Raw genomic sequence first — 26,878 nt, forward strand, 5'->3', positions numbered from 1 at the left:
CCGGCCGCGTGGAGGATACTGAGGCGATGCATCGTGAACTGACGACCGTTGCCGAGCTCCGGGAGATCGTGGGCGAACCCGACCACTACGTGGCGAACAAGGTCAAGGACCGGCTGTCCCCGGTGCAGCGCGACTGGTTGGCACATTCGCCCCTGGCCTTCGTGGCCACCACCGATGCACAAGGCCGCGTTGACATTTCGCCGAAGGGTGATCCGGCAGGATTCGTCCACGTGATCGACGACAGCACCATCGCGATCCCGGATCGGCCGGGCAACAAGCGCGTCGACGGGTATCTCAACGTGCTGCAGCGCCCCGGAGTCGGAACCCTGTTCGTGATCCCGGGCCGCGGCGACACGCTGCGGATCAACGGCCGGGGCCGCATCCTGGCCGACGCCGACTACTTCGACGCCATGGCGGTCAACGGTAAACGGCCGCTGCTGGCGTTGGAGGTCGACATCGATGAGGTGTTCTTCCACTGCTCCAAGGCATTCCTGCGCTCGGATACCTGGAAGCCGGAGACCTGGAATCCGACCGCATTGCCCAGCGTCGCCCAGATGGCCAAGGCGTTGCGGCACGACTGGTCCGATGCCGAACTCGAAGAACGCTACTGCGAGGACAACATTCGTAAGCTCCTCTACTAGCCGGCCGGAGCCACCTCCACCGGCAACGCGTTCAATACCGCGGTGCCCGACAACGGATCCAGCAGCGTGCCGTCGTTGAGGTTGTTGACGTTCACGCCCGGGTGCTGCGCCGCCACCCGCATCCGGGTGCCCGGCTCGGTGTGTCCCCATCCGTGCGGCAGTGACACCACGCCGGGGCGGATCGCATCGGTGATCTCCACCGGCACTTCGAGTTTCCCGCCCGGGCCGGTGACGGTAGCCATCTCCTCGAGGCCGAGTAGGGCGGCGTCGTCGGGATGGATCTGCAGCGTGCAGCGATTGGTGCCGCCGGACAGGGCGGGCAGGTTGTGCATCCAGCTGTTGTTGGACCGCAGGTGCCGGCGGCCGATCAGCAGGAAACCCGGCTCCGACGTCAGCGCCGCGTGCAGCCGCGGGACGTCGGCGAGGATCGGTTCGGCATCCAATTCGATTGTGCCCGAGGGCGTCCGGAGAATTTCGGGGATCCGCGGGGTCAGTGCGCCGAGGTCCACCCCGTGCGGGGTGTCCTTCAGCCGCTGCAGGGTCAGGCCGTCCGGCGAGGCGCCGAACCCATCCCCGAACGGGCCCAGCCGCAGCATCATGTCCAGCCGACGTTCGTACCCGCGGCCGGTGGGCAGCATTGCGGTCAGCTCTTCGACGGATCGGCCTGCCACCGGGGAGTGCTCGTCGGCGACCTCCTTGCCCAGCGTGGTCGCGATCACCTGCTCGTCCACCAGCGTGGGGTCGGCGTCGGGGCCCATCCCCAGCACGATCAGCGCCAGCCGCGCCAGGATCTCGCACTCGTCGGGCCGGCCTTCGGGCAGCGGCAGCACCGGCGGTGAGTACCGGGCGTTGTTGCGCACTGCCGCCCCGCTGAGCGCAAGGTCGTAATGTGCTGCGCGAGAAGGCGGTGGCGGCGGAAGGATCACGTCGGCGTGCCGGGTGGTCTCGTTGAGATAGGGGTCCACCGACACCATGAAGCCGACGCCATCGAGGGCGTCGGACAGCCGGGCGCCGTCGGGTGCCGACAGCACCGGGTTACCCGCGATCGTGATCATCGCCTTGACCTGGCCGTCGCCGGGGGTTTCGATCTCCTCGGCAAGAGCGACCGTGGGCAGCTCGGACAGTGCCTCCGGGTGGCCGGACACCCGGCTGCGCCAGCGGCCGGTGGTGAATCCCCGCCCGGGGCGCGGCGGGCGCGGCGCCCCGGCGATCGGTGAGCTGGCGAACATCACTCCGCCCGGGCGGTCCAGGTTGCCGGTCAGGATGTTGACCACGTCGACCAGCCAGCTGGTCAGCGTGCCGAACCCGACCGTCGAGGTGCCGATGCGGCCGTAGACCGCCGCAGTCGGGGCTGCGGCGAGTTCGCGTGCCAGCGTTCGGATTTCGTCGGCATCGACTCCGCAGTGCTCGGCCACCGCCTCCGGCGGGAAGTCCTGCGCCGCGGCCCGCACCCGCTCCAGCCCGGAAACGTGCTCGGCCAGCCTGCCCAGGTCGACGAGGTCCTCGTCGAAGAGCACATGCGCGACCGCGAACAGCAATGCGGCGTCGGTGCCAGGGCGGGGCGCGAGGTGCCGGTCGGCCAGCTCCGCGGTGCGGGTCCGGTTCGGATCGATCACCACCAGCGTGCCGCCGCGGCGGCGCAATGCCTTGAGCTTGCCCGGGAAGTCGGCGGCGGTGGCCAGGGAACCGTTGGACACCAACGGGTTTGCGCCCATGACGACGAGATAGTCGGTGCGGTCGAGGTCGGGCAGGGTGAAGGCGAGCGGGTTGCCGAACAGGTATCCGCAGGACACGTGTTTGGGCATCTGGTCCAGCGTGCTGGCCGAATACACCTGCCGGGTGCCCAGCGACTTGATGACGACCGGCCCGTACAGCGACCCGGCGATGGTGTGCGCGTTCGGGTTTCCCAGGTACACCGCGACCGAGGAGCCACCGGTGTCGGCGATGACGCGTTGCAGTCCTTCGGCCGCCGCGGCGAAGGCTTCCGCCCAGGAGGTCTCGACCAGTTCACCGTCGCGGCGCACCAGGGGCTTCTGCAGCCGGTCGGGGTCGTTGTCCAACTCGGGGAAGCTGGCGCCCTTGGGGCAGATGAAGCCGTGACTGAAGACGTCGTCACGATCACCCCGGGCGGCACTGACCCGGTCGTTGTCGTCGATGGTGAGGACCATCCCGCAGGTGGCCTCGCACAGCGGGCAGATTCGCAAAGCGGTGCGGCTCATGTGGTCACTGTGCTCTGCGACCGACCCCGGTGGCAAGCCCAACCAACCGGATGGTCAGATTTGAGTCAGCCCGTCCACGCCGGTGACTGCAGTGCCTCGTGCAGGGCGGCGACGATGCGGTCGGAGTGGGCGTTGAACCGCCCGGTGGGGGCGGGTACCGAGATCGCGACGATGTTGCCTCCGGCCGCACGGCCGGCGATCCCCGCGGCCGAGATGCCGTCGGTGTGCTCGTCGCGGTCGAACGCCACCCGGTCACCGCGGATGGTCCGGATCTCGGCGCGCACCCGATCGGCCTCGCCCGGCGGGAGGGCGGCGAGCACCTGCTCGACGTCGGGATCGTCGAACAGTGCCAGCGCCGCCTTCCCGTTGGCGGTGTCATACAGCGTGAAGCGCCCGCCGATCGCCGAGACTGCGCGCAGCCGGTGCGGCGACTCGATCTGGTCGACGAACAGCATCTGGCCACCGCGGTACACCGACAGGTCCACCGTTTCGCCGGTGGCCTCGGCCACCCGTTCCAGGGTGGACCGGAATGCGGACGTGATGTGGGCGGCGTCGGCGTTGGCCAGGCCGAGCAGCCGGTCCCCGAGGACGATGCGGCCGTCGTCGTCCACCGCGGCGAACCCCACCTCGACCAGACCGACCAGGAGGCGCCGCGTGGTCGACTTGGCCAGGCCCAGCCGGCTGTGCAGGTCAACCAGGCGAAGCCGGCCCGGGGCGGTGGCGATCTCGTCGAGAGCGGCTGCGGCCCGGCGCAACACCTGAATGCCGTCGTCACGGGTCGGTGAAGGGCGTTCGCCGTCGACCATAGAAATTTTCGCGTCAGTCAACTGACATCCCTTCCCTGGACGAATCCGCAGCGGTATTGTGCCGCATTACGGATCATAGCGATTCGCTATGTGAACCATAGGAGGCTTTGGTGGGGTCACTTCCTGAGGGTCGGCATTTCTTCCACGGTGACGACGGATACGAGAGCGCACGCCGGGCGACGGTGTGGAACCAGCGGGTGCCCGACCGCTATCCGGACGTCATCGTCCAGGCGGTCGACGCCGACGACGTCGTCGCGGCCCTGCGCTATGCGAAGGCCAACAACAAGCAGGTCAGCATCAAGTCCGGTGGCCACAGCTGGGCGGCCAGCCACCTGCGCGACGGCGCGGTGCTGCTGGACATGAGCCGCCTCGACCAGACCAGCATCGACGTCGACGCGATGACGGCGGTCGCGGGGCCGGGCAAGGGTGGCAGTGTGCTGGCCGCCGAACTCGATGCGGTCGGACTGTTCTTTCCCGCCGGGCACTGCAAGGGCGTCTGCATCGGCGGCTATCTGCTGCAGGGCGGTTACGGCTGGAACAGCAGGGTGGTCGGGCCGGCCTGCGAAAGCGTGATCGGGCTGGACGTGGTGACCGCCGACGGCGAGAAGATCTTCATCGACGCCGACCACCACCCCGACCTGTACTGGGCCGCCCGCGGCGCCGGGCCGGGGTTCTTCGCTGTCGTCACCGCGTTCCACCTCAAGCTCTATCCGAAGCCGGCGGTGCTGGGCAGCAGCTTCTACGCCTACCCGATCGAACTCGCCGACGAGATCTTCACCTGGGCCCGCGGCATCTCCGCCGACGTCGACCGTCGCGTCGAGCTGCAGATCGTCGCCACCAGGAGCGTGCCGAACGCGGGCATCGACCGGCCGGCGATCGTGATGGCCTCACCGGCGTTCGCCGACACCGAGGCCGAAGCCAAGGAGGCCTTCAGCCTGCTCGACCAGTGCCCCGTCGTCGACAAGGCGCTGGCCGCGTTCCCGTATGCGCCAGTGCCCCTTGCGGATTGGTACACCGCGGTGATGAGCAACTATCTGGAGGACCATCGCTATACCGCCGACAACATGTGGACCAACGCCTCGGCCGCCGAGTTGATGCCGGGCATCCACCGCATCCTGGACACCCTGCCGCCGCACCCGGCGCACTTCCTGTGGCTGAACTGGGGCCCGTCGCCGCAACGCCAGGACATGGCCTACAGCCTGGAAAGCGAGATCTACCTGGCGCTGTACGCCGGCTGGATGGACCCGAAAGACGACGAAAAATACAGTGACTGGCCACGATCCCACATGGCGGCGATGGCACCGCTGGCGACCGGCATCCAGCTGGCCGACGAGAATCTGGGCCGCCGCCCCGCCAAGTTCGTCACCGACGAGAACATGGCCCGGCTCGATCGGGTGCGAGCCCAGTACGACCCCGACGGCCGGTTCCACAGCTGGATGGGACGACTCTGATGGCGGAGACCTACCTGGGTTACCGCGCCGGCGACGGCGACACCGCGTGGGGCAAGTACTTCGACCCCCAGATGGCCGAGCTGCCCCGCCACGCCGTCGTCGCACTCGAGCACGGCCCGCAGGCCGATCAGACGATGCTCGGGTTCGATTCTGCCGCAACCCTTCTCGACGAGGGAAATCAACAGACCGAGAACGGCTACGGCGCGCTGCGCAGCGGCGGATTCCACGTCGCGATCCGCACCGACATGCCCGGCGTCACGCCGGCGATGTGGGACTGGTGGTTCGGCTGGCACGGCAGCGAGTCCAGCCGCTACAAGCTATGGCACCCGCGCGCGCATGCCTCCGCGCACTGGGGTGACAGCGGGCCCGACGGCACCTACGTCGGACGGACCTCGATCATCGAGGAATACCTGGGCTCGGCCTACGCCAAAGCGGCTATCGCATTCCTCGAACCGTCGGCGCTGGGGCTCGACGCGTCCCGGCTGGGCACCGACGTCGCAGTGTGCGCGAGGCTGGGCTCCAGCGAGTTGCCGGTCGACATCGGCTGGTTCATCCACCACGTCCGCGCGGTGCCCGGTGGCGCGGAAATGCGATCGCGGTTCTGGATGGGTGGTCCCTACATCGGGGTGCGTCGCGGCAACCGGCTGGCCGATTCGGTGATCCGCCCGATCGCCGCACACCAGCTGCCCGAGCCGCGGGATCTGCTGGTGCACTGCGCGCAGGAGATGAACCACCTCGCGGGCTTCCTGCCGAGAATTTACGCGGAGTTCGCTGGTACCTGACACTCGTTGCGCTCGGGAACAGAGATTGCCAAATCACCACCGCCGCCGACCTCAGGGGTTATGTTCGCAGAACAGTCTCATCGGGGCGGCGACGGGGGTTTCAGATGGTAGCTGTGGCGTTTTCAAACAAGATGCGGCAGGGATTGAGAGCCGGGACGAGGAAGACTGCGCTGTTCGGGGCGGCGGCAGCCACTGCCGTGGCCATGACGATGGGCAGCGTCGCCGAACCGGTGGCGCCCGCGGCAAATGCGCTGACTCTCGACACGACCACGACCGGCCCGCTGCTGTGGCTCATCAACGAGTTGGGGGTGGACAGCTACACCTTCGACAACATCCCGGTGGTCGGGTCGATCACGCTGGCCTTCGACTGGCACAAAGCGGATTCGGTAGGGCTGAACAACGTCCTGAATGCGGAGCCGTTCGGCGGGTTCGTCCTCGGCACCGCGACCCGGCCGAACATTCTGTCCAGCAGTCCCACCGGTCCGCTGCTGATCGCCTCGGGCACAGGCGTTCCCGCTGCGCTGCAGACCTATCGGGCGCTGCTGTCCAGCGCCAACGGCAACACCCTGCCCGGCTACGATCCGCTGGTCGCCGCAGGCAAGGTCAGTTCGATCACCGGCCAGCCGTGCTCCTCGGGCATCACCTGCGTCCAGGGCACCAATGTCACCAACCTGCCGATCGCCTTGGTGCGCAACCCCGAGACACCCAACGGCGGTCTCTATTCGCGGTTCGCACCGATCTTCAAGTTGTTCGGGATGAACCCGGTCAGCCCCAACGCCACCTCCGGATCGAGCCTCGGCATCAGGTTCAACGGCGCGTTCGTCAACGTCGCCCTCGGCTACGACATGCTGTCCGACTTCCCGGAGACGCTGAACCCGTTCTCGCTGGCCAACTCCGTCATGGCCAGCGTGCTGCCCACCTACCTGCTCGGCGGCGCGGAATTGCAAGGCGCCAGCATCAACACGATCGAGGGCAACCTCATCGCATTGCTGACCCTCGGCACGCCCAGCACCACATACAGCACACTCGTTCCCACCGATCTGCCCCTGCTGGAGCCGCTGCGGCTCCCGTCGCGCATTCTCAATGCGGTGTTCAAGGCGGCGAAGATTCCGATCACGCTGGGCACGCCGCTGGCCGACGCGCTGCAGCCCGCCCTGTCGATTCTGGTGAACATCGGCTACACCGATGTGCAGACGCCCAGCGAGGGTGGCACCTACAACCGCACGTATAACCAGTCCTCGCAATACATTCCGTTCCTGTCACGGGCGACGCTGACGCCGCAGGAGTGGGCCGCGGTTCCCGGCGATGTGGCCAAGGCGCTGTTCACCGGATTCCGTGATGTGTTGAGCGGCAAGTCCACGACGACCACACCTGTACCCGCACCTTCGCCGGAGCCCAGCGTGACGGCAGCCGCGGTGACCCCGACATCAGCGGCTGCGCCGTCGGTGACCGCCAAGTCGGGCAAGCCGTCCAAACAGTCGAGTTCGGCGTCGAGCAAGAAGAGTTCAGCGCCGAAGGCGTCGGCCAAGAAGGGCGTGGGCGGGTCCAAGCGGGCCAGCTAGTCGTGGGTGCTCCCACGTCGGTGGGGTCACCATGTGTTTGTTCGCCAACGCGATATCACTGGCGCTATCGCGTTGGCGAACGCACACACACCCGCACCGGCGGGCAGGCGGGCCCGCGGGGAAGTCCCTACCCGCAGACAGCCCCGCTCGCCGCGGAGCCGACCAGCTTGCGGTACTTGGCCAGCACGCCGGTGGTGTACTTCGGTGCGGGCGGGGTGAATCCCGCCTTGCGCGACTCGAATTCGGCGTCATCGACCAGCACGTCCAGCGTGCCCTTGGCGACGTCGAGGCGGATCCGGTCACCGTCGCGCACGAATGCGATGGGCCCACCGTCAACCGCCTCCGGCGCGATGTGCCCGACGCAGAGCCCGGTGGTGCCGCCGGAGAACCGGCCGTCGGTCATCAACAGCACGTCCTTGCCCAGCCCGGCACCCTTGATCGCGCCGGTGATCGCCAGCATCTCGCGCATGCCGGGGCCGCCCTTGGGTCCCTCGTAGCGGATGACGACGACGTCGTTGGCCACGATCGTGCCGTCCTCCAGCGCATCCATCGCCGCCCGCTCGCCGTCGAAAACCCGTGCGGTGCCCTCGAACACGTCGGAGTCGAAGCCGGCCGACTTGACCACCGCGCCCTCCGGCGCCAGCGAGCCGTGCAGGATCGTGATGCCGCCGGTCGGGTGGATCGGATTGCTCAGCGCGCGAAGCACTTTGCCGTCCGGATCCGGCGGAGCGATGTGGGCGAGGTTCGCGGCCATGGTCTCACCGGTGACCGTCATGACGTCACCGTGCAGCAGTCCGGCGTCCAACAGTGCTTTCATGACCACCGGCACGCCGCCGATGCGGTCGACGTCGAACATCACGTGCTTTCCGAACGGCTTGACGTCGGCCAGATGCGGCACCTTGGCGCCGATGCGGGTGAAGTCCGCGAGATCCAGCTTCACGTTGGCTTCGTGGGCGATCGCCATCAGGTGCAGCACCGCGTTGGTGGACCCGCCGAACGCCATCACGACCGCGATGGCGTTCTCGAAGGCTTCCTTGGTCAGGATGTCGCGGGCGGTGATCCCGCGGCGAAGAAGTTCCACGACCGCCTCGCCACTGCGCCGGGCATACCCGTCGCGGCGCCGGTCGGTCGCCGGCGGTGCCGCGCTGCCCGGCAGCGACATCCCCAGCGCCTCCGCCGCGGACGCCATCGTGTTGGCGGTGAACATGCCGCCGCAGGCACCTTCGCCCGGACAGATCGCCCGTTCGATGGTGTCGACGTCCTCACGCGACATCAGACCGCGTGCGCACGCGCCGACAGCCTCGAAGGCGTCGATGATCGTCACGTCCATCTCGGTGCCGTCGGACAGCTTGGCCCGGCCGGGCAGGATCGAACCCGCGTAGAGGAACACCGCGGCCAGATCCAGTCGCGCGGCGGCCATCAGCATGCCCGGCAGCGACTTGTCACAGCCGGCCAGCAGCACCGAGCCGTCCAGACGCTCGGCCATCATGACCGTCTCCACGCTGTCGGCGATCACCTCGCGGGACACCAGCGAGAAGTGCATGCCCTCATGGCCCATCGAGATGCCGTCGGACACCGAAATCGTGCCGAACTCCATCGGATAGCCGCCGGCGGCGTGCACGCCTTCCTTGGCGGCCTGCGCGAGCCGCTGGAGCGACAGGTTGCACGGGGTGATCTCGTTCCACGACGACGCCACACCGATCTGCGGCTTGGCGAAGTCCTCGTCGCCCATACCTACCGCGCGGAGCATCCCGCGGGCGGCGGCCTTCTCCAGGCCGTCGGTGACGTCGCGACTGCGGGGCTTGAGATCGGGGGTTTGGCTCACCGGACAAGTATGCCGTGGTCGGGGGTGCCCACCAAATTTCTTTTTATACCCCCGAGGGGTATTCGGGTACCGTGAAAACATGACATCCACGCCCAGCCGCATCGTGGCGGTCGCCGCGGTACTGGCCACCGCCGTCGTCGTCTCGTCCTGCAGCAAAACCGAGGACCACACCGAGCACGCCACCACGACGACAACCGCGGTCGACGCGATGGCAGTCCACAACGCCGACGACGTCATGTTCGCCCAGATGATGATCCCGCACCACCAGCAGGCGATCGATCTTTCTGCGATGGCTTCCGTACACACCACCAACCAAGCTGTCCGCACCCTGGCGGGCAAGATCTCCGGCGACCAGCAGTCGGAGATCAGCGCCATGAAGGCGCTGCTGCTGCAGTGGGACGTCGACCCCGCGACGGCAGACCACAGCGGGCACGGCGCCGCCATGCAGGGCATGGTCGACGACGCGACGATGACCAAGCTCAAATCGCTCAACGGGCCGCAGTTCGACACACTGTGGTTGCAGGCGATGATCGGCCACCACCAGGGCGCCATCGAGATGGCGAAGGCCGAGATCGCCAACGGTCAGAGCGCCGACCTGACCACGATGGCCAAGTCCATCGTCACCGCTCAACAGGCCGAGATCGATCAGATGAAGCAGATGCTGGGAGGTTAAATGACTGGCGCACATGGCTATTCGTCGCAGAAGGACAATTACACCAAGCGGTTGCGACGCATCGAGGGTCAGGTCCGCGGCATCGCGAAGATGATCGACGAGGACAAGTACTGCATCGACGTGCTGACCCAGATCAGCGCCGTCAACAGTGCGCTGCAGTCGGTCGCGCTCGGCCTGCTCGACGAGCACCTCGGGCACTGCGTCAGCCATGCGGTCGCCGAAGGCGGTGACGAGGCCGAGAAGAAGCTGGCCGAGGCCTCCGCCGCGATCGCGCGCCTGGTCCGCTCCTGACACGGCACCGCCGGCCGACATAGGCCGGTCAGATAAGCCGAAGTCGGCGCGTGAGCCGATACCGTGAACCCGTGCCCACAGTGCCGCGCACGTGGACACCGCGAGTCGCCACAGCGCTGGCCGTGCTGGCCGCCGCGGCGTTCATCTACGTCACCGCCGAGATCATGCCGGTCGGTGCCCTGTCCGCCATCGCGCGCGACCTGAACGTCAGCGAAGCGATGGTGGGCACCCTGCTGGCCAGCTACGCTTTGGTGGCCGCGCTGGCCACGATGCCGCTGGTGCGCTGGACGGCGACGTGGCCGCGACGGCGCACGCTGCTGTGGACGCTGGCCTGCCTGTCGCTCTCGCAACTGATCTCCGCGCTGGCGCCGACCTTCACGGTGCTGGCCGTCGGCCGGGTGCTGTGCGCGCTGACCCACGGGCTGATGTGGTCGGTGATCGCGCCGATCGGTGCGCGCCTGGTGCCGCCGAGCCACGCCGGTCGCGCCACCATGGCGGTCTACGTCGGCACCGGCCTGGCCCTCGTGGTCGGCAGCCCGCTGACGGCGGCGATGAGCGAGCTGTGGGGCTGGCGGCCCGCCGTCGGTGTCATCGCCGCGGCGTCGGTGCTGGTGCTCGTCGCGGCACGGCTGGCGCTTCCGGTGATGGCGTTGACCGACGCGGCAGCCGGTGAGCGTCCGCGGCGAGTCGTCCACCACCGCAACCGCCCGCTGCTGATGCTGAGCGTGCTGACGCTGGTGGGTGTCACCGCCCACTTCATCTCCTACACGTTCATCGTGGTGATCATCCGGGACGTGGTCGGCGTGCACGGGGCGCACCAGGCCTGGCTGCTCGCGGCGTACGGGGTGGCCGGGCTGACCGGTATGGCGTTGCTGGCCCGGCCGGGGGACCGGCGGCCCAAGGCGGCGGTGATGGGTTGTCTGGCCGCATCGTCGCTGGCGTTCGCCGCACTGGCGGCGCTGGGTCACCTCGGCTGGCACACCGCCGCCGTCGCAGCGGCCGGGGCGGTGGCGATCGTGCTGTGGGGTGCCACCGCGAACGCGATGCCGCCGATGTTGCAGACCGCCGCGATGCGGCATTCGCCGCAGGATCCCGACGGCGCCTCCGGGCTCTACGTGGCGTGCTTCCAGGTCGGCATCATGGCCGGCTCGCTGACCGGCGGGCTGCTCTACCAACGGGCCGGCGTCGCCACCATGCTCACCGCGTCATGCGTGCTGATGCTGGGCGCATTGGCCTGCGTGATGGTCAGCCGGGGCCTGTTCGCGGACCGCCCGGCTACCAGCGAAAAGTAACGCTTCTCACCCCTCGCCCGACGATCTGCACAGTTCAGGGCAGTGACGGAGTTCGCGGCCGGGTTCGCTGGCGAATGAACTCGGGAAGTGCACCCAGCGTGTTATGTCAGACTGGGTCAACGTCGGTTTCGAGGGAGTTTTGGTTATGACGCTGCGGGTGAAGGGGGCCATCGCCACCACGCTGTGCGTGGTCGGAGTGGCCGCCGGAATCAGTCTCGGCAGCGGTTCGGCGCTCGCCGATCCAGATCAGGCGCCCGCCGATCCGGGCATCGCCGACGTGCCTCCCGTCCAGGTGCCCGCACCCGATCCGTTCGCGCCGCCACCGGTCGACCCCGCGGCGTTCCCGCCGCCGGCACCGGTGGGCGACCCGGCCGTCCCGCCGCCCGACCCGTTTGCTCCGCCGGCGCCACCGCCGGTCGACCCGGTGGCCGCTCAGCAGGCCGCCGCGGCAGCCGCTGGTCCGGTCAAAGGCCAGAACCCGACGCCCTACACCGGGGATCCGGTGTTCGCGCCGCCGAGCTTCAATCCCGTGAACGGCGCCATGGTCGGTGTGGCCAAGCCGATCATCATCAACTTCGCTCGTCCGATCGCCAACCGGCCGATGGCCGAGCAGGCCATCCACATCTCCTCGGTGCCACCGGTTCCAGGCGCCTTCTACTGGACCACCGACACCCAGGTTCGCTGGCGGCCGTACAACTTCTGGCCGCAGGGCACAGTCGTCAACATCGACGCCAGCGGCGCCAAATCCAGCTTCCGCGTCGGCGATTCGCTGGTGGCCACCGTCGACGACAAGACCCATCAGATGACGATCACGCGAAACGGCAAGGTGGAGAAGACCATGCCGGTCTCGATGGGCAAGCCGGACGGTAAGCACGAGACCAAGAACGGCACGTACTACGTGCTGGAGAAGTTCCCGGACATCGTCATGGACTCGTCCACCTATGGGGTGCCGGTGAATTCGGCCGAAGGCTACAAGCTGAAAGTCCAGTGGGCGGTGCGCATCGACAACAGCGGCGCCTTCGTCCACAGCGCACCGTGGTCGGTGGCCGACCAGGGTAAGCGCAACGTCAGCCACGGGTGCATCAACCTGGCCCCGGACAACGCCAAGTGGTTCTACGACAACTTCGGCAGCGGCGACCCGATCGTGATCAAGAACTCGGTGGGCCTGTACAACAACCCCGACGGTGCCGACGACTGGCAGTGGCAGCTGTCCTAGCCAGTCGTCCACTGGCCTAACCGGTCTCAAAGGTTAGGCACAGAAACGAACTCCACAATGGGGTTCGTGCCGCCTACCCCGACACCGCCGCCGACGCCGACGGCACCGCTGCCTCAGCTGCCCGCGCCTGACCTGCACCAGTACGCGCACGGTGTTTCGCTGCTGGGCGGCTGGCTGCCGCTGACCATCGAAATCGTCGCCGCGATCGCGCTGATCGTCGCGATCGGGTGGCGGCGGACCCGGCGCTGGTGGCTGCTGTGGCTGCCGGTCTGCGTGGTCGTCGGCCTGCTCGGTGCGCTCGCCGCTCGCACGTACGTCAACTCCGAGGGGCTGGCCTCAGATCCGGCTCCGTTCTATTTGTGGGTCTGGATAGGGGTTTTCGCGGCCGGGATCGCGGTGGCGGTACTGGGCTGGCGGGGAAATTCCTGGTGGCGACGAGGTGTCGCGGTCCTGGCGATTCCGTTGACCTTGGTGGCGGCGCTGCTGGCGCTGAACAAGTGGGTCGGGTACTACCCGAGCGTGCAGACCGCCTGGGGCGCCCTGACGGCCGGGCCGCTGCCCAACCAGATCGACGCCGCCGAACTGCCCGGCCTGCGCAACGCGGTGCAGACCGCAGGCAAGCTCGTCGAGGTCGACATCCCGGCAGATGCAAGCGGATTCAAGCACCGCGGTGAGTACGTCTATCTGCCGCCGGCCTGGTTCGCCGGTGCCACCCCACCCCGGTTGCCGGTCATCATGATGGTCGCCGGCGAGTTCAACACCCCGGCTGATTGGATCCGCACCGGCAACGCGATGCCGATCATCGACGGCTACGCGAAAGCCCATGGCGGACAGGCTCCGATCTTCGCGTTCGTCGACTCCGGCGGCAGCTTCAACAACGACACCGAATGCGTCAACGGTCCCCGCGGCAACGCCGCCGATCATCTGACCAAGGACGTCCGGCCTTATCTGGCAGAGCATTTCGGCGCATCGGATCAGGCGGCCAACTGGGCGGTGGTCGGCTGGTCGATGGGCGGCACCTGCGCGATCGACCTGACGGTCATGCATCCGGATCTGTTCAGCACCTTCGAGGACATCGCCGGTGACCACGGCCCGACCTCAGGGACCAAGGACCAGACGATCAGCAGGCTGTACGGCGGCGACGCGGCCAAGTGGGATGAGTTCGACCCGCGGACCGTGATGATGCGGCACGGGCCATATCAGGATGTCGCCGGCTGGTTCGAGGACACCGTGACACCGACCAACACCGCGTCGCCGTACGGCGGTGGCGGTGGGCACCGGCCGCAGTCCGACGCGCCGACCGGCTTCGGCGGGCACGACGAATTCAAGGACTCCGACGAGGCCGGCGCGGCCGACGATCTGTGTGCGACGGCGAAGACGGTCGGCATCTCCTGCTCGGTGCACCGCATCATCAGTTTCCACACCTGGCAGTTCGCCGAGCGGGCCTTCTCCGATGCGCTGCCGTGGCTGGCGGCTCAGATCAAGACGCCTGGCGCGACGGACTCGCCGGCCTGAGGCCCACTGCCGCAGCGCCCAGGCAGGCCACCGCCACGATCAGCGCGAACCACGGGAACACCTGGGCCAGCGGCCATTTGGTGGCCGCCCAGCCCGCCGCGATCGTCGGCAGTGCCATCGCGGTGTAGGCCAGCAGGTAGAACGCCGACATCGTCTCACCGCGGCGGTCCGAGGGCACCACGTCGGACAGGTGACGCAGCGAGCCGCCGAAGCCGAGTCCGAACGTCGCGCCGAGCAGCGCGGCGGCGGCGAACACCAAAGGCCAGCGGTGGGTGAGCAGCACCGGGATCGTCAGCAGCAGTGCGGCGGCCATGCCGATGTCGCCGATCACCGCCGAGCGCCGGGCCGGAACTCTGGTGGCCACCAGCTGTGCCATGGCCGCGGAGAACGCGGTGACCCCGACCACGCCGCCGCCGAACACCAGGTTGTGCATGTGGGTCTGCTGCGCGGCCAGCGACGGATACAGCGACAGCAGCACCCCGAGCACCGACCAGGACGCCATCGCGCCGAGGGCGGCGAACCAGAAATCCTCGCGGATCGCCTGCGGCACTGCCGGTTTGCTGATCCGGATTCGGCCGCCGGTACGGCCTTCATGGGTTTCCCGCAGGGCCACCACGCCGATGCCGACGATCGCGCACACCACCGCGACCACCGCATACGGGGTACGCAGCGGATGCGCGACGTACTGCGCCAGCAGCGACGAGCCGACGATCGCCACCGTCATGCCGATGTTGAAACTCACGCCGCTGAGCTGGCCGCTGCGCACCCCGTGGTGCGGCCGCAGGTCCAGCAGCGCGGCCGCGGCGGCGACGACGATCGAGCCGACGGCGGCGCCGTGAATGGTGCGGGCCAGCAGCAGCATTTCGATGCTGTCGGCGATCAGGAAGATGCCGAGACCGGCGATCAGTGCGATCAGCGCGCCGAGGAGCACCGGCTTGCGGCCGACCACGTCGGAGATGCGGCCGGACACCAGTACCGCCGCCAGCGCGGCGAAGGCGTACACCGCGAACACGATGGTGGTGGCCAGTGGCGAGAGATGCCAGTTCGATTCGTAGATGCCGTACAGCGGGGCGGGAAGGCCAGAGACGCCGAGCGCGACGCCGCTGAGCACCAGAAGCAAGGGGTACGCCCAGCGCTGGCCGGTGGCGTCAGCGGGTGACGTCTCCTGCACACAGGCCATGACAACTCCGGAGTGGTTTGATGGTCATCGAACCCGTTCGAGCGTACGCTAGGTTTGATGCTGATCAAACTTCGCAGGCCGTGACGACGGACACAGGAGACAACCGTGGTTGAGGTGCAGGCATTCCCTGCCGACAGCTATCCCGTCCATCAGGTCGGGCCGCTGCACCAGGTGCTCGCGGCGCTACAGGATCCGGCCCGGCTGGAGATGATCCGGCGGCTGCGCAACGCCGGCGCACCCTTGCAGTGCAGCGCACTGTACGACGGCATCAACAAGTCCACCGCCACCCACCACTTCAAGATCCTGCGCGAAGCCGGACTGCTCGAGCGATTGGTCCTCGGCGGCCTCACCCACCAGCGGCTGCGCGCCGACGAAGTCGACGCGGCACTACCCGGGCTGCTGGCATCGGTGGTCGACGGCGCCAACCGCGAGGTCGCGGCCCGCGGCTAGCTCCAGATGCGGACGCGCCGGTCGGGTTCGAGGTACAGCTCGTCATCCTCGCTGACGTCGAACGCCTCGTAGAAGGCGTCCATGTTGCGGATCACGCCATTGCAGCGGAACTCCGGCGGCGAGTGCGGATCGGTCGCAAGGCGCCGAATCGCCTCGGCCTCACGGGATTTCGTACGCCAGACCTGCGCCCAGCCGAAGAAGACCCGCTGCCGACCGGTCAGCCCGTCGATCACCGGGGCTTCCTTGCCGTCCAGCGACAGCTCGTAGGCCAGCAGCGCGATCGACAGCCCGCCCAAATCGCCGATGTTCTCGCCGACGGTGAACGCGCCGTTGACGTGCTGGGACGGCTGGAGCCCGCGCGGCACGAACGTCTCGTACTGTTCGATGAGTTGCTTGGTGCGCGTACCGAACTCGGCGCGGTCCTCGTCGGTCCACCAGTCGACAAGGTTGCCGTCGCCGTCGTATTTGGCGCCCTGATCGTCGAATCCGTGGCCGATCTCATGGCCGATCACGGCCCCGATCCCGCCGTAGTTCGCCGCGTCATCGGCCTCGGCGTCGAAGAACGGCGGCTGCAGAATCGCCGCGGGGAACACGATCTCGTTCATGCCCGGGTTGTAGTAGGCGTTGACCGTCTGCGGGGTCATGAACCACTCGTCGCGGTCGACGGGGCCGCCGAGCTTGGCGAGTTCCCGGTCGTGCGCCACCTCCGCACCGCGAATCGCATTGCCGTACAGATCGTTTCGATCGATCACCAGCGTCGAGTAGTCACGCCACTTCTTCGGGTAGCCGATCTTGGCGGTGAACTTGTCCAGCTTGGCGAGCGCGCGCTGACGGGTCTCCGGCGTCATCCACTCCAGGTCGTTGATGCTGACCCGGTAGGCCTCGCGCAGGTTGTCGACGAGTACGTCCATGCGGGCCTTGGCATCCGGAGGAAAATGCCGCTCGACATAGAGCCGCCCGACCGCGTCACCCATCAGGCTCTCCACCAGCGACACCGCCCGCTTCCAGCGTTCGCGGATCTGCTCGGTGCCCGACAGGGTGCGGCCGTAGAAGTCGAAGTTCGCCTCGACCACCGCGTCGGTCAGGTAGGCGGCCCGGGCGTTGATCAGCCGCCAGCGTGCCCAGTCCTGCCAGTCGGCGAAGTCCTGACCTGACCACAGCTCGGCGAAGGCGGTGAGGTAATCAGGTTGACGCACAACCAGTTCGGCCACCACGTCCGGGGTGGTGCCCTGCGCGCCGATCCAGCCGGCCCAGTCGAAGCCGGGCGCCTCGGCCGGCAGATCGGCGAAGTTGCGCAGGTTGTAGGTCAGATCCGCATCGCGGCGCTTGACGACATCCCAGTGCGCGGCCGCCAGTTTGGTCTCCAGTGCGACGATCCGCGCGGCCCGCTCGATGTGATCGTCGGCGGTGCCGCCCAGGACGAGGGCGAACATCGCGGCGATATGCGCCGGGTAGGCGGCCAGGATCGAGGCGTGCTGCTCGTCGCGGTAGTACGACTCGTCCGGCAGGCCCAGACCGGACTGCGTGACGTGCAGCAGGTACCGCGTCGAGTTCTTGGAATCGGTGTCGATGTAGAGCCCCACGCCACCGCCCACGCCGGTGCGCTGCAGCGAGCCGATCACCGTGGCCAGCGCAGCCGGGTCGGGCGCCGCGTCGATGTGAGCCAGCTCGTCGAGGAGCGGTTGTACCCCGCGGCTTTCGACGGCCTCGGCGTCCAGGAAGCTGGCGTAGAGGTCCCCGATGCGTTGTTCATCGGTATTTGGGGCAGCCCCCGACTCCGATGCCTCGATGATCAGTTCCCGGACCTGCTCCTCGGCCCGGTCGTACAACGTCCGGAACGCACCGTCGGTGGCCCGGTCACCGGGGATCGTGTACTCGGCCAGCCACCGTCCGTTGACGTGGCCGAACAGATCGTCTTGGGGGCGAACCTGGGCTTCGACGTGGGACAGGTCGATACCCGAGCGCAGCGTTTCTACCGTCACCCAACCATCCTTACCAGAGGTCCGACCTCGGCGTCCGGCCCGCAGGCGACCGCCCGGTAGCCTCGCCTGCATGCCTGAGGCCGAACCGACCGACGACGGCGCCGACGATCGGACCTTCACCGGCTACGGCGTCGCCTCCGCCGTTCTCGGTGTGGTGGCCGTCGCCGCCGTCGTACTGGGCGCCCTGATCTGGTCGGGCCACCACGACGCCGCCGACGAGCGGGCATATCAGTCCAAGGTGATGTCGGCCGCCGCGAACTGGACGAGTGTTCTGATCAACATGAACGTCGACAACGTCGACGCCAGCCTCGCGAAACTGCACGACGGCACCGCCGGCCAGCTCAACTCCGATTTCGAAGCCGCCATCAAGCCCTACCGCGAGGTGGTCCGCACCCTGCAGGCCCGCACCACCGGACAGATCGAGTCGGTGTCCTTCGAAGCGGTGCACCACAACCTGAACGTGCAGCCGGGTCAGGCCCCGCAGGCGCCCGCCCTTCCGCCGGAACTGGCCAACCGCACCGACTCCGTGCTGGTGATCGCCACCTCGGTCAGCGAGAACTCGGGCAACAAGCCGACGACCGTGCGCTGGAATCTGCGGCTGGGCGTGTCCGACGTGGACGGCAAGCTGATGATCTCGCGGCTGGAGTCGCTGCGATGAGGAACCTGGCCCGGGTGCTCGCGTTCGACATCGTGGCGCCGCTGGCCGCCATTGCGGCCCTGCTGGCCATCGGCGTGGTGCTCGGCTGGCCGCTCTGGTGGGTGGCGGTCTGCTCGATGCTGTGCCTGCTCATCGTCGAGGGCGTGATCGTCAACGTCGTGCTGTTCCGCCGGGATTCGGTGACCGTCGGCACCGACGACGACGGCCCCGGCCTACGCCTGGCCGTCGTCGCGCTGGCCACCACGGCGCTGGTCGCCACCGTCGTCGTCGGCTATACGCAGTGGACGCTCCCGGACCGGGATTTCACCCGCGACTCCGCCGAGGTGGTGCGCATCGCGACCGCCGCGTCCGAGGCCACGGCCACCTTCACCCCGGCCGACCCGATGTCCTCGATCGACCGGGCCGCGACGTTCATGGCACCCGACCGGGCGGATGCGTTCAAGAACGAATTCGGCAAGTCCACTTCGGATCTGGCGAAGAAGAACATCTCCGCCACGGCGCAGACCATCTCGGCCGGGCTGGAGGCGCTGGGTCCCACGGCGGCCAGTGTGGCGGTGGTGATGCGGGGCACCCAGAGCCAGCCGGGTCAGCAGCCCAGTACCGCGGTGCTGGCGCTGCGGGTCAGCCTGGCCAAGCAGGACGGCCGGTGGCTGGTTCTCGACATCTCGCCGATCAACGCCCGATGAGCCGGGCGTAGTCCACCTTCAGACACCGGTCCATCACGACGCGCAACCCGGCGGCGCGCGCCTGCTCAGCCACCTCGTCGTGCCACAGACCCTGTTGTAGCCACAGGCATTTCGGATGCGGGCTCAGTGCGAGCGTGTCGGCCAGCACGCCCGGAAGGTCGTCGTAGCGGCGGAACACGTCGACCATGTCCGGTACGACGGGCAGCTCGGCCAGCGACGGATAGACCCGCGCACCGTCGATGTCGCTGATGTTCGGGTTGACCGGGTACAGCTCGAAATCGCTGAACCGCGCCAGATACCGGTACACGTCGTAGCTCGGCCGGGCCGGATTGTCGGAGGCCCCCACCACCGCCACTGTGCGGGTGTCACGCAGAATCTGTTCCAGCTCAGCCGAATCCGGAGTCACCGGCTCAGTCCCCGCCGGACGCGCGCTGGGCGCGCATCTTGGCGAACCGATCCGACAGCCTGCGCATCCGGATCATCAGCGACGCCGGCGGACTGACCGTGGCGTCGAGGTAGGAGACCAGATCCGATTGGGCCACCCCGATGCGGGAGGCGAACTCCTGCTCGGCCAAGCCGGACCGGTCGAGCAGCAGCCGCACGTGCCGGGCGGCCTCGGCGCGCTCGTTGGCCTCCAGGTGGCTACGGGCGCGCAGCAGCACCTCGGCCAGAGCCTTCGAGATGCCGTATGGCTGCGAATGCTCGAGCACTTCCTCGACCTGGCGGGCGGTTCGGCCGTAGGGATCGCGTTTGATGGCCATCACGATGCGCTGCCAGACGGTGATGTCGCCGCTCTCGAGCGCCTCGCGGATGGAGGCGGTAGGCCAGAACTCGACGGGACGGGAGTCGATGAATGACTGCGCGGCCGGTGCGGGTACGGCATCGCGTTGCGCTGCCACCGTCACCTCGCCTCCTCCAGGATCGCCACCGCCACCGCAAGGCAACGCTGCCTGATCCGCTCCCATTCGGCGGCTCCCTCCGGCCCTGCCCACCGCTCGTCGTCGCCGACATCGGACGGGTCGGGGTCGGCCAGCCGGCGGACCAGCTGAGTCGCCACCCATTGTCGCTTAGGTTGTCCAGAACAGTAATACCGGTCCATCCCTGCGAGTACCACTGCAACGGTCTCGGTATCCATCCCACCGACGAGGTCGGCGAACTCGGCGAAATCCGACCGGCTGTTGCGGCACATGATCAGAAACGCCTGCATCCGCAGCGTCTCCGCACACGTCGGGATCTGCAGCCGGTCACCCGTCGGCAGCTGGACGTGGGTGGTCTCCACCGGGCTGAGCCGCTCCACGCCGCCGTGCCGCTCGTCGGCCCCGGTCTCCAGCGCGTCGAGGGCGATCGCGAGCCGGCCCCGCCACATCGTGACCGGATGGACCGGTCGCGGCGTCGACGTCCTGGCGCTGCGGTAACCGCGGATCAGCTTGACGGTCGACGTGCCACCCGGGCCGATGCGCACGGGTCGCGCACGGGCGTCGTCGCTGCCCTTGACCTTGCCGGCCAGCTCGCTGCACCCGGTGAACGCCAGCGGATCGGCGACGCTGACCGCGTCCGGGGCCAGGGTCTTGAGCTTGGCCGCGCCCTTGACCACCATCTTCAGATCGGCGGTCGGCGGCACCAGCGACGAGATGTCATCGGGGATGACAACCAGGTCGCCGAGGTCGACCTTGGGCAACGGCTTCTCGAAGTCGACCGACGGCAGGATCCGGGCCAGCCAGCCCGGCAGCCACCAGTTCCACTGGTCGAACATCGCCATCAGCGCGGGCACCAGGATCAGCCGGACGATCGTGGCGTCGACGGCGATCGCGACCGCGCACGCCACACCCAGCTCGGCGACCAACGGCATACCGGCGAACGCGAACCCGATGAACACCGCGATCATGATCAGCGCGGCGCTGGTGATCGTGCGGGCGCTGGTGGACACGCCGTAGGCGACGGCGTCACGGGTGTCACCGGCCTGCAGGTAGCGCTCCCGGATCCGGGTGAGCAGGAAGATCTCGTAGTCCATCGACAGGCCGAACGTCATCGCCAGCACCAGCGGCGGGATCGTCGAGTCGATCGACGTGATCCGGTGGAAGCCCAGCCCTTCCAGCCAGCCCCACTGGAAGACCATCACCAGGCTGCCGTAGGCCGCGGCGACGGACAGCACCGTCATCAGCACGCCCTTGAACGCCAGGAACACCGACCGCACCGAGATCAGCAGCATCACGAACGCGATCGCCGCCACGAACACGAACACCAGCGGCTGGGTGTGCCCGACCCGGTCGTCGAAGTCCTTGATCAGTGCGGTGGGGCCACCGACGTCGATCTGCGCGCCCTTCGCCGCCGGCAGTGCGGAGAGGTGGCTGCGCATCCAGTCGATCGAGTTGCGGGCGGCGAGGTCCTCGGGATCCACCGACAGGATCGCCGAGATCAGCGCGCTGCCGTTGTTGTCGGCGAACACCGGCGTCGACACCGAGACCACGTCCGGCGCCTTCGAGATCTCGGTGTTGATCGCGTCCAGCGCGGCGGCGTTCTTCGGGTCGGAGGCCGCGCCGCCCGGGAAGGTGACCAGCACCCGGACCGGGCCAAGCGCGCCGGGCCCGAGCGCCTGCGCGGCCGCGGCCACCCCGCCGCGGACCTCATGGGTGGCCGGGAACTGTCGCTGCATGCTGTTGCCGAGCACCATCGAGAACGCGGGTGCGGCCATCAGCAGCAGAACCGCCGTCGCACCCAGCGCCGACAGCCACGGCCGTCGCATCACCTCGCCGACCCAGCGGGTCCAGAACCGCGACTGGGTCGCCTCGGCGCGGCGGGACCACTGCAGCAGCGGCGAGCGCCGGGCCACCGGTCTGCCGAACGTGGCCAGCACCGCGGGGGGTCAGCGTCGTCGAGGTCAGCACCGCGACCGCCACCGCCAGGATCGCGCCGGTCGCCATCGACCGCAGCACCGGTGTGTTGATCAGATAGATGCCGGTCAGCGAGGCGATCACGGTCAGACCGGACAACAACACCGCCAGACCCGAGGTCGCCATCGCCGCGTCGGCGGCCTGCTGCGGGTCTCGGCCGGCGCGCAGTTCCTCGCGGTACCGCATCAGGATGAACAGTGAATAGTCGACGGCCAGCGCGATACCGAACATCGACACCGTCGACGTCACGAACACCGACATGCTCATGACGGTCGAGAGCAGATAGACCACGCCCATGGTCACCACGACGGTGCACACCGCGAGCAGCAGCGGGACGGCCGCGGCCGCCAGCGAGCCGAACACCGCGAGCAGAACAATCAGAACGATCGGCAGGTTCCATCGCTCGGCCTCGGCGATGTCGTGTTTGGTGCTGGTCTGGGCGGCGGCGCCGAGCGCGCCCTGACCGATCACGTAGAGCTTGACCCGACCGTTGGCGATCTGGCCGGGCTGATCGCCGGTGACACCGATCTTCTGGCGCAGCTGCCGCGCGACGTCGACCGCGCCGGTGTTGTTGAAGTCCAGCCGCAGCGACACCACGTAGGGCCGGTCCGGGGCGGGCGCCGGCTGGCCCTGGTTGGGCACCACCACGACGCTGGGAACCTGCTTGGCCGCGTCCTCCAACTGCGCGACGGCGGAGTTCATGTCGGCGTAGCTGGCGTCGGCACGAGGCGCGGCCACCAAGGCGAGTGGGGAGGCGCCCTGATCGGGGAAGTGATCCTCGAGTTGATACTGCACATGCAGCGACTGGGAGCCGGCAACGTCGAAGCCACCACCGGTCAGGTGATTGGACTGGGTGAGGGCCAGGTATACCGACGGCACCAAAGCCAGCAACCAGCACGTGAACACCAGCCAGCGGAATCTGCGCAGGTTGCTGCTGAGGCGCATCATGAACTGCTGGATGGCTGTCTCCCCGCATTCTCCCCGGATTGCGTGGTTGCGAGCGTACCGCAGATGCCTGTGCGCCGACCTGTCGTGATCGGCGGTCTTAGCTGGATTGAGACCTCGTGATCAGGCGCTCGTTACCCGCGCACGAGTGGCGGCCCGCCCGTTGCCGATGGCAGGATGTGCACCGACCACGTCAGGGTCGGGGACCGTGCCGACGCCGTAGCGATGCTGCGCCGCGGCGTGACGTCATACAGACGTCAGCGAAGTCGAGGAGTCCCCATGTCTGCGTCCACCATCTCCGCGACCGCGGGACTGCGCCGCGGGGTGTGCGCCGTGCTGGCCGCCACCGCGGCCGGCGGTGCCGCCCTGCTGGCGCTGTCGACCTCGGTGTCGATGTCGGAGGCGACCGCTGCCCCCGACCCGTGCGCGGCCAGCCAGATCGCCAAGACGGTCGGCACGGTGGCCACCAACACCGGGACCTATCTGGACGCGCACCCGCAGACCAATCAGGCGCTGACGACGATCTCCCAGCAGCAGGCCGGTCCGCAGACCGTGGTGGCGCTGAAGAGTTATTTCGACGCCAACCCTGCGGCCGCCAAGGACTTGCAGGCCATCCAGCAGCCGCTGACGAGTATGTCCGCCCAGTGCAAGTTGCCGGTGAGCCTGCCGCAGCTGCTCGGCCTGCTGCAGTCGGCTCAGACCGGCGGACTGCCCGCACCGGCGCCGGGCGCGTCGACGGGCACCACACCGGCACAACAACTCTCCGGCAGCCAGGCTCCGCTGGGCAACGGCCCGCTGCCCGGCCCGGCCACGATCGGTACGCGCTGAATCGGCGCGCTCGGTGCTCCCCCGGAAGTGGCGCTGAGCAGCCACATCGGAACATTCTCACGATTGGTTAAGCTCAAGGCGCGAAAGTCTGCAGCAATTCTGCTTAGCTTTCTTCTGTCAGTACCGGTTACTGGCAGTGCTTCTCCCAACGCTAAGGAGTCCGAGCATGTTGCTTAATGCCCGTCTGGCCCGTCGCGCGGTCGTCGGAGCGATCGGCACGGGCGCCGTCGCCGGCGCGATGCTGATTGGCGCAGCCCCGTCGGCGCTGGCCGATCCGCCGCCGAACTGCACCGCCGCCGACCTTGCCGGTGTGGCTGCGGGTGTGTCCGCGGCGACGTCGGCCTACCTGTTCACGCACCCGGACGTCAACGCGTTCTTCACGGGTCTGGAGGGTGCGCCGCGTGACACCATCCGGTCCGAGGTGAAGCAGTACCTGGACTACAACCCTTCGGTGAAGGCCGACCTGCAGGGCATCCGCCAGCCGCTGGTCGATCTGAAGAATCGCTGCGGCACCAGCCCCGACGTTCCTGTCTCCTAGTCCGCAGTGCGGGTAGGACAGCAGCCCGCGCAGGAAGGCGCTGGCCGCACCGTCCTGATGGTCGACGACGACCCGGATGTCCGGACTTCGGTTGCCCGCGGTTTGCGGCATTCCGGGTTCGACGTCCGGGTCGCGGCTACCGGCAAGGAAGCGTTGCGGCTGTTGGCGAACGAGAATCACGACGCGTTGGTGCTCGACGTCCAGATGCCGGAGCTCGACGGTGTCGCGGTGGTCACCGCGCTGCGTGCGCTGGGCAACGACATTCCGATCTGCGTGCTGTCGGCCCGCGACACCGTCAACGACCGGATCGCCGGCCTGGAGGCGGGGGCCGACGACTATCTGACCAAGCCGTTCGACCTGGGCGAGCTGGTGGCCAGATTGCATGCACTGCTGCGACGGGCCTCGCATTCACACGAGGGTTCCGATGCCGTCACGATCGGAGGGCTGACCATCGACACCGCCCGGCGGCTGGTGTTCGTCAACGGTGACCGGGTCGAGCTGACCAAACGCGAATTCGACCTGTTGGCGGTGCTCGCCGAGAACTCCGGTGTGGTGCTGTCCCGGCAGCGGCTCCTGGAGTTGGTGTGGGGCTACGACTTCGACGTCGACACCAACGTCGCCGACGTGTTCATCAGTTATCTGCGCCGCAAGCTCGAACGCGAGGGTGTGCCCCGGGTGATCCACACGGTGCGCGGCATCGGGTACGTCCTCCGGTCGGAGCCGTGATCCGGTCGTGAGTTCGTTGGGCCAGAGCCTGTCCCTGCGCAGCCGGGTCGCCTTGGCCGCCGCGGTGGCCGCCGCGATCGTGGTCGCGCTTCTGGCCGCGCTGACCTCGGTGGTGCTGGCGAACAACGATGAGGCACAACTGGACAAGCGCCTGGACTCGATCGTCGACGCCAGCATGTATCCCGAACAGCTGCGTGATCCCAGCCGGGTGGTGACGACCGGACGGTCACGGTCCACCGGGCAGGTCATGTTCCAGCGCGGGTTCCAGTTGCCGCCGCTGCCGCCGGGGACCGCGACGGTGACCGTCAACAACGTCGACTACCGGGTGCGGACGGTGAACGTCGACCAGTCCGGCGGGATCCTGGTCTCGATCGGTATCCGCGCCGACAGCATCCTGTTGAGCCGCGCCAGAATTCCGCTCTACGTGTTGATCGTCTGTCTTGCGGTGATGGTCGCGCTGGCGCTGGGCTGGATCCTGGCCGGGCCCGCGATCCGGCCGCTGCTGAAACTCACCGAGCAGACCAGGCGGCTCGGAACCGGCCACGATCGGCTCGACCCGGTGCACGGCTCCCGGGAGGCCGAGGACCTGTCCGAGGCGATGATCGCGATGCTCAACAGGCTCGCGGATGCCCAGGCGGCGACTACGAATTCGCTTCAGGCAGCCCAGGATTTCGCGGCCAACGCCGCCCACGAACTGCGCACCCCGCTGACCGCGATGCGCGCCGATCTGGACACGCTGCGTATCCACGACCTGCCGCCCGAGGAGCGTGAGGAGGTGGTCGCCGATCTGGCACGCGCGCAGCGGCGTGTGGAGGCGATCATCACCGCGCTGGGGCAGCTGGCGTCGGGGCAGCTGGCCCGCGCCGAGGACCGCGAGCCGATCGACGTCGCCGAGATGCTCGATCGGGTTGCGCGGGAGAACATCCGGTCCGGGGTGGGGGAGATCATCGTGGAGGCCGACGAGGCCGGCACGGTGTGGGGCTGGCCGGCCGGTTTGCGGTTGGCCGTGGACAACCTGGTGCGTAACGCGATCACACACGGGGAAGCCACCCGCATCGTGCTGCGTGCCCGCCGCCAGGGCCCGCTGCTGGCCATCACCGTCGATGACAACGGCCGTGGCCTGCCTGCCGAGGAGCATCGAAAAGTGTTGGGCCGCTTCGCTCGTGGCAGCACCGCCACCGCGGGAGGGTCGGGACTGGGTTTGGCGCTGGTGGCTCAGCAGGCGGCCCTGCATGGTGGCGACATCGAACTTTCCGATGGCCCGCTCGGCGGATTGCGTGCCGTGTTGACGGTCTCGACCGCCCCGGAGCCCGTCGCTCCGGCGGGGCAGGCTTAACCGCGGCGTTTGCGGACGACGGCGGCCACGCCGCGCCAGCCCAACAGCAGCACCGCCGTCACCACCGACGCGACGATGATGAAGCTCACCGCGACGCCCTGAGAACTGGCCTTGCGCAACAACATTCCCACCACGATGGTGGAGAGCCAGACGATCACGCCGGTCGGCGCGATCGCGGTCGGTGCCCGCCAGGCCCGGGAGATCAGCCAACCGGCCAGGGTGCCGGACAGAAACGGCCATGCGGTCTCGGCGATTCCGGCAAGCGTCAGCCCTTCGGCGTGGCTGCGGCGACCGATCGCGCAGAACACCACGACGCTGACGATGTCGCCGGCCAGCGCCAGTGCGGCCGGGCGGGTGTCGCTACGAACTGCCATGCTCGGATTCA

At 68.3% G+C, this 26,878-nt stretch carries 24 protein-coding genes and 1 pseudogene; 16 read left to right on the forward strand and 9 right to left on the reverse strand.

Translation table 11 applies throughout. From position 1 onward, the window contains the following. Positions 1-26: 26 nt before the first annotated feature. The gene (locus D3H54_RS01295; RefSeq protein WP_149377520.1) at positions 27-641 is read left to right on the forward strand and encodes a pyridoxamine 5'-phosphate oxidase family protein; all 615 of its coding nucleotides are present in this window, start codon (positions 27-29) and stop codon (positions 639-641) included. On the opposite strand, the gene D3H54_RS01300 is transcribed toward D3H54_RS01295, so the two are convergent. Next, on the reverse strand, positions 638-2,860 hold the full coding sequence (locus D3H54_RS01300; protein ID WP_149377521.1) for a molybdopterin-dependent oxidoreductase: 2,223 nt from the start codon (positions 2,858-2,860) through the stop codon (positions 638-640). The genes D3H54_RS01295 and D3H54_RS01300 overlap by 4 nt on opposite strands. 65 nt (positions 2,861-2,925) lie before the next feature. Further along, the gene (locus D3H54_RS01305; protein WP_149377522.1) at positions 2,926-3,666 is read right to left on the reverse strand and encodes an IclR family transcriptional regulator; all 741 of its coding nucleotides are present in this window, start codon (positions 3,664-3,666) and stop codon (positions 2,926-2,928) included. Between the two features lie 110 nt (positions 3,667-3,776). On the opposite strand from D3H54_RS01305, the gene D3H54_RS01310 reads away from it, so the two are divergent. From D3H54_RS01310 to D3H54_RS01320, 3 genes are all read left to right on the forward strand, one after another. Beyond that, complete coding sequence (locus tag D3H54_RS01310; protein ID WP_149377523.1) at positions 3,777-5,117, forward strand: FAD-binding oxidoreductase; 1,341 nt, start codon at positions 3,777-3,779, stop codon at positions 5,115-5,117. Beyond that, positions 5,114-5,899: a DAPG hydrolase family protein gene (locus tag D3H54_RS01315; RefSeq protein WP_286199345.1), complete on the forward strand. Its 786-nt coding sequence runs from the start codon at positions 5,114-5,116 to the stop codon at positions 5,897-5,899. Before D3H54_RS01310 ends, D3H54_RS01315 begins: the two co-directional genes overlap by 4 nt. Positions 5,900-6,012: 113 nt before the next feature. After that, entirely contained in the window at positions 6,013-7,461 is a 1,449-nt protein-coding gene (locus D3H54_RS01320; protein WP_168214742.1) for a PE-PPE domain-containing protein, read from the forward strand. A 127-nt stretch (positions 7,462-7,588) separates the two neighbouring features. On the opposite strand, the gene ilvD is transcribed toward D3H54_RS01320, so the two are convergent. After that, the gene (gene ilvD / locus D3H54_RS01325) at positions 7,589-9,286 is read right to left on the reverse strand and encodes a dihydroxy-acid dehydratase (protein WP_149377526.1); all 1,698 of its coding nucleotides are present in this window, start codon (positions 9,284-9,286) and stop codon (positions 7,589-7,591) included. A gap of 79 nt (positions 9,287-9,365) precedes the next feature. Between ilvD and D3H54_RS01330 the strand changes: the two genes are divergently transcribed. The 5 genes from D3H54_RS01330 (at position 9,366) to D3H54_RS01350 (ending at position 14,273) form a co-directional block, all read left to right on the forward strand. Then, on the forward strand, positions 9,366-9,959 hold the full coding sequence (locus D3H54_RS01330) for a DUF305 domain-containing protein (protein ID WP_149377527.1): 594 nt from the start codon (positions 9,366-9,368) through the stop codon (positions 9,957-9,959). After that, a complete protein-coding gene (gene ricR / locus D3H54_RS01335) occupies positions 9,960-10,250 on the forward strand; it encodes a copper-sensing transcriptional repressor RicR (protein WP_149377528.1) in 291 nt (96 codons plus the stop codon). It abuts the gene before it with no gap. 80 nt (positions 10,251-10,330) lie between these two features. Then, positions 10,331-11,542: an MFS transporter gene (locus D3H54_RS01340; RefSeq protein ID WP_149383275.1), complete on the forward strand. Its 1,212-nt coding sequence runs from the start codon at positions 10,331-10,333 to the stop codon at positions 11,540-11,542. A gap of 145 nt (positions 11,543-11,687) precedes the next feature. Further along, complete coding sequence (locus D3H54_RS01345; RefSeq protein ID WP_149377529.1) at positions 11,688-12,758, forward strand: L,D-transpeptidase; 1,071 nt, start codon at positions 11,688-11,690, stop codon at positions 12,756-12,758. A 57-nt stretch (positions 12,759-12,815) separates the two neighbouring features. Continuing rightward, positions 12,816-14,273: an alpha/beta hydrolase gene (locus D3H54_RS01350; protein ID WP_149377530.1), complete on the forward strand. Its 1,458-nt coding sequence runs from the start codon at positions 12,816-12,818 to the stop codon at positions 14,271-14,273. Here D3H54_RS01350 and D3H54_RS01355 read toward each other — a convergent pair. Further along, positions 14,239-15,453, reverse strand: coding sequence for an MFS transporter (locus D3H54_RS01355; RefSeq protein ID WP_149377531.1), 1,215 nt, complete (start codon positions 15,451-15,453; stop codon positions 14,239-14,241). The genes D3H54_RS01350 and D3H54_RS01355 overlap by 35 nt on opposite strands. A 105-nt stretch (positions 15,454-15,558) precedes the next feature. On the opposite strand from D3H54_RS01355, the gene D3H54_RS01360 reads away from it, so the two are divergent. After that, complete coding sequence (locus D3H54_RS01360) at positions 15,559-15,903, forward strand: ArsR/SmtB family transcription factor (RefSeq protein ID WP_432246462.1); 345 nt, start codon at positions 15,559-15,561, stop codon at positions 15,901-15,903. Here the strand turns inward: D3H54_RS01360 and D3H54_RS01365 are convergent. Continuing rightward, a complete protein-coding gene (locus tag D3H54_RS01365) occupies positions 15,900-17,885 on the reverse strand; it encodes a M13 family metallopeptidase (protein WP_149377532.1) in 1,986 nt (661 codons plus the stop codon). The two genes, D3H54_RS01360 and D3H54_RS01365, sit on opposite strands and share 4 nt — an antisense overlap. A 70-nt stretch (positions 17,886-17,955) precedes the next feature. Here D3H54_RS01365 and D3H54_RS01370 point away from each other — a divergent pair, with 70 nt between their 5' ends. Both D3H54_RS01370 and D3H54_RS01375 read left to right on the forward strand, forming a co-directional pair. After that, positions 17,956-18,543, forward strand: a complete 588-nt coding sequence (locus D3H54_RS01370; protein ID WP_149377533.1) for a hypothetical protein — start codon at positions 17,956-17,958, stop codon at positions 18,541-18,543. Beyond that, a complete protein-coding gene (locus D3H54_RS01375; protein ID WP_149377534.1) occupies positions 18,540-19,229 on the forward strand; it encodes a hypothetical protein in 690 nt (229 codons plus the stop codon). Before D3H54_RS01370 ends, D3H54_RS01375 begins: the two co-directional genes overlap by 4 nt. Here D3H54_RS01375 and D3H54_RS01380 read toward each other — a convergent pair. The 3 genes and pseudogenes from D3H54_RS01380 to D3H54_RS01390 all read right to left on the reverse strand — a co-directional run bounded on the left by D3H54_RS01380 (position 19,216) and on the right by D3H54_RS01390 (position 23,068). Continuing rightward, entirely contained in the window at positions 19,216-19,635 is a 420-nt protein-coding gene (locus D3H54_RS01380; protein ID WP_149377535.1) for a CoA-binding protein, read from the reverse strand. The two genes, D3H54_RS01375 and D3H54_RS01380, sit on opposite strands and share 14 nt — an antisense overlap. Before the next feature lie 4 nt (positions 19,636-19,639). After that, positions 19,640-20,134 carry an XRE family transcriptional regulator gene (locus tag D3H54_RS01385; RefSeq protein ID WP_149377536.1) on the reverse strand — a complete coding sequence of 165 codons (495 nt, stop codon included), beginning with the start codon at positions 20,132-20,134 and terminating at the stop codon, positions 19,640-19,642. Continuing rightward, positions 20,131-23,068 (reverse strand): annotated as a pseudogene (locus tag D3H54_RS01390) (MMPL family transporter). The gene D3H54_RS01385 and the pseudogene D3H54_RS01390 overlap by 4 nt, the downstream one beginning before the upstream one ends. A gap of 276 nt (positions 23,069-23,344) precedes the next feature. Between D3H54_RS01390 and D3H54_RS01395 the strand changes: the two are divergent. The 4 genes from D3H54_RS01395 (at position 23,345) to D3H54_RS01410 (ending at position 26,493) form a co-directional block, all read left to right on the forward strand. Next, on the forward strand, positions 23,345-23,893 hold the full coding sequence (locus D3H54_RS01395; protein WP_149377537.1) for a hemophore: 549 nt from the start codon (positions 23,345-23,347) through the stop codon (positions 23,891-23,893). Between the two features lie 166 nt (positions 23,894-24,059). After that, positions 24,060-24,431: a heme-binding protein gene (locus D3H54_RS01400; protein ID WP_149377538.1), complete on the forward strand. Its 372-nt coding sequence runs from the start codon at positions 24,060-24,062 to the stop codon at positions 24,429-24,431. Positions 24,432-24,488: 57 nt separating this feature from the next. After that, positions 24,489-25,157: a response regulator transcription factor gene (locus D3H54_RS01405; protein WP_168215018.1), complete on the forward strand. Its 669-nt coding sequence runs from the start codon at positions 24,489-24,491 to the stop codon at positions 25,155-25,157. Between the two features lie 7 nt (positions 25,158-25,164). Continuing rightward, the gene (locus tag D3H54_RS01410; protein WP_149377540.1) at positions 25,165-26,493 is read left to right on the forward strand and encodes a HAMP domain-containing sensor histidine kinase; all 1,329 of its coding nucleotides are present in this window, start codon (positions 25,165-25,167) and stop codon (positions 26,491-26,493) included. On the opposite strand, the gene D3H54_RS01415 is transcribed toward D3H54_RS01410, so the two are convergent. Next, positions 26,490-26,867 (reverse strand): DUF3054 domain-containing protein, encoded by a 378-nt coding sequence (locus D3H54_RS01415; protein WP_149377541.1) that lies wholly within the window; start codon positions 26,865-26,867, stop codon positions 26,490-26,492. The genes D3H54_RS01410 and D3H54_RS01415 overlap by 4 nt on opposite strands. Positions 26,868-26,878: the final 11 nt, after the last annotated feature.

The sequence above is a fragment of the Mycobacterium sp. ELW1 genome, assembly GCF_008329905.1.
In the GTDB taxonomy this organism is placed as follows: domain Bacteria; phylum Actinomycetota; class Actinomycetes; order Mycobacteriales; family Mycobacteriaceae; genus Mycobacterium.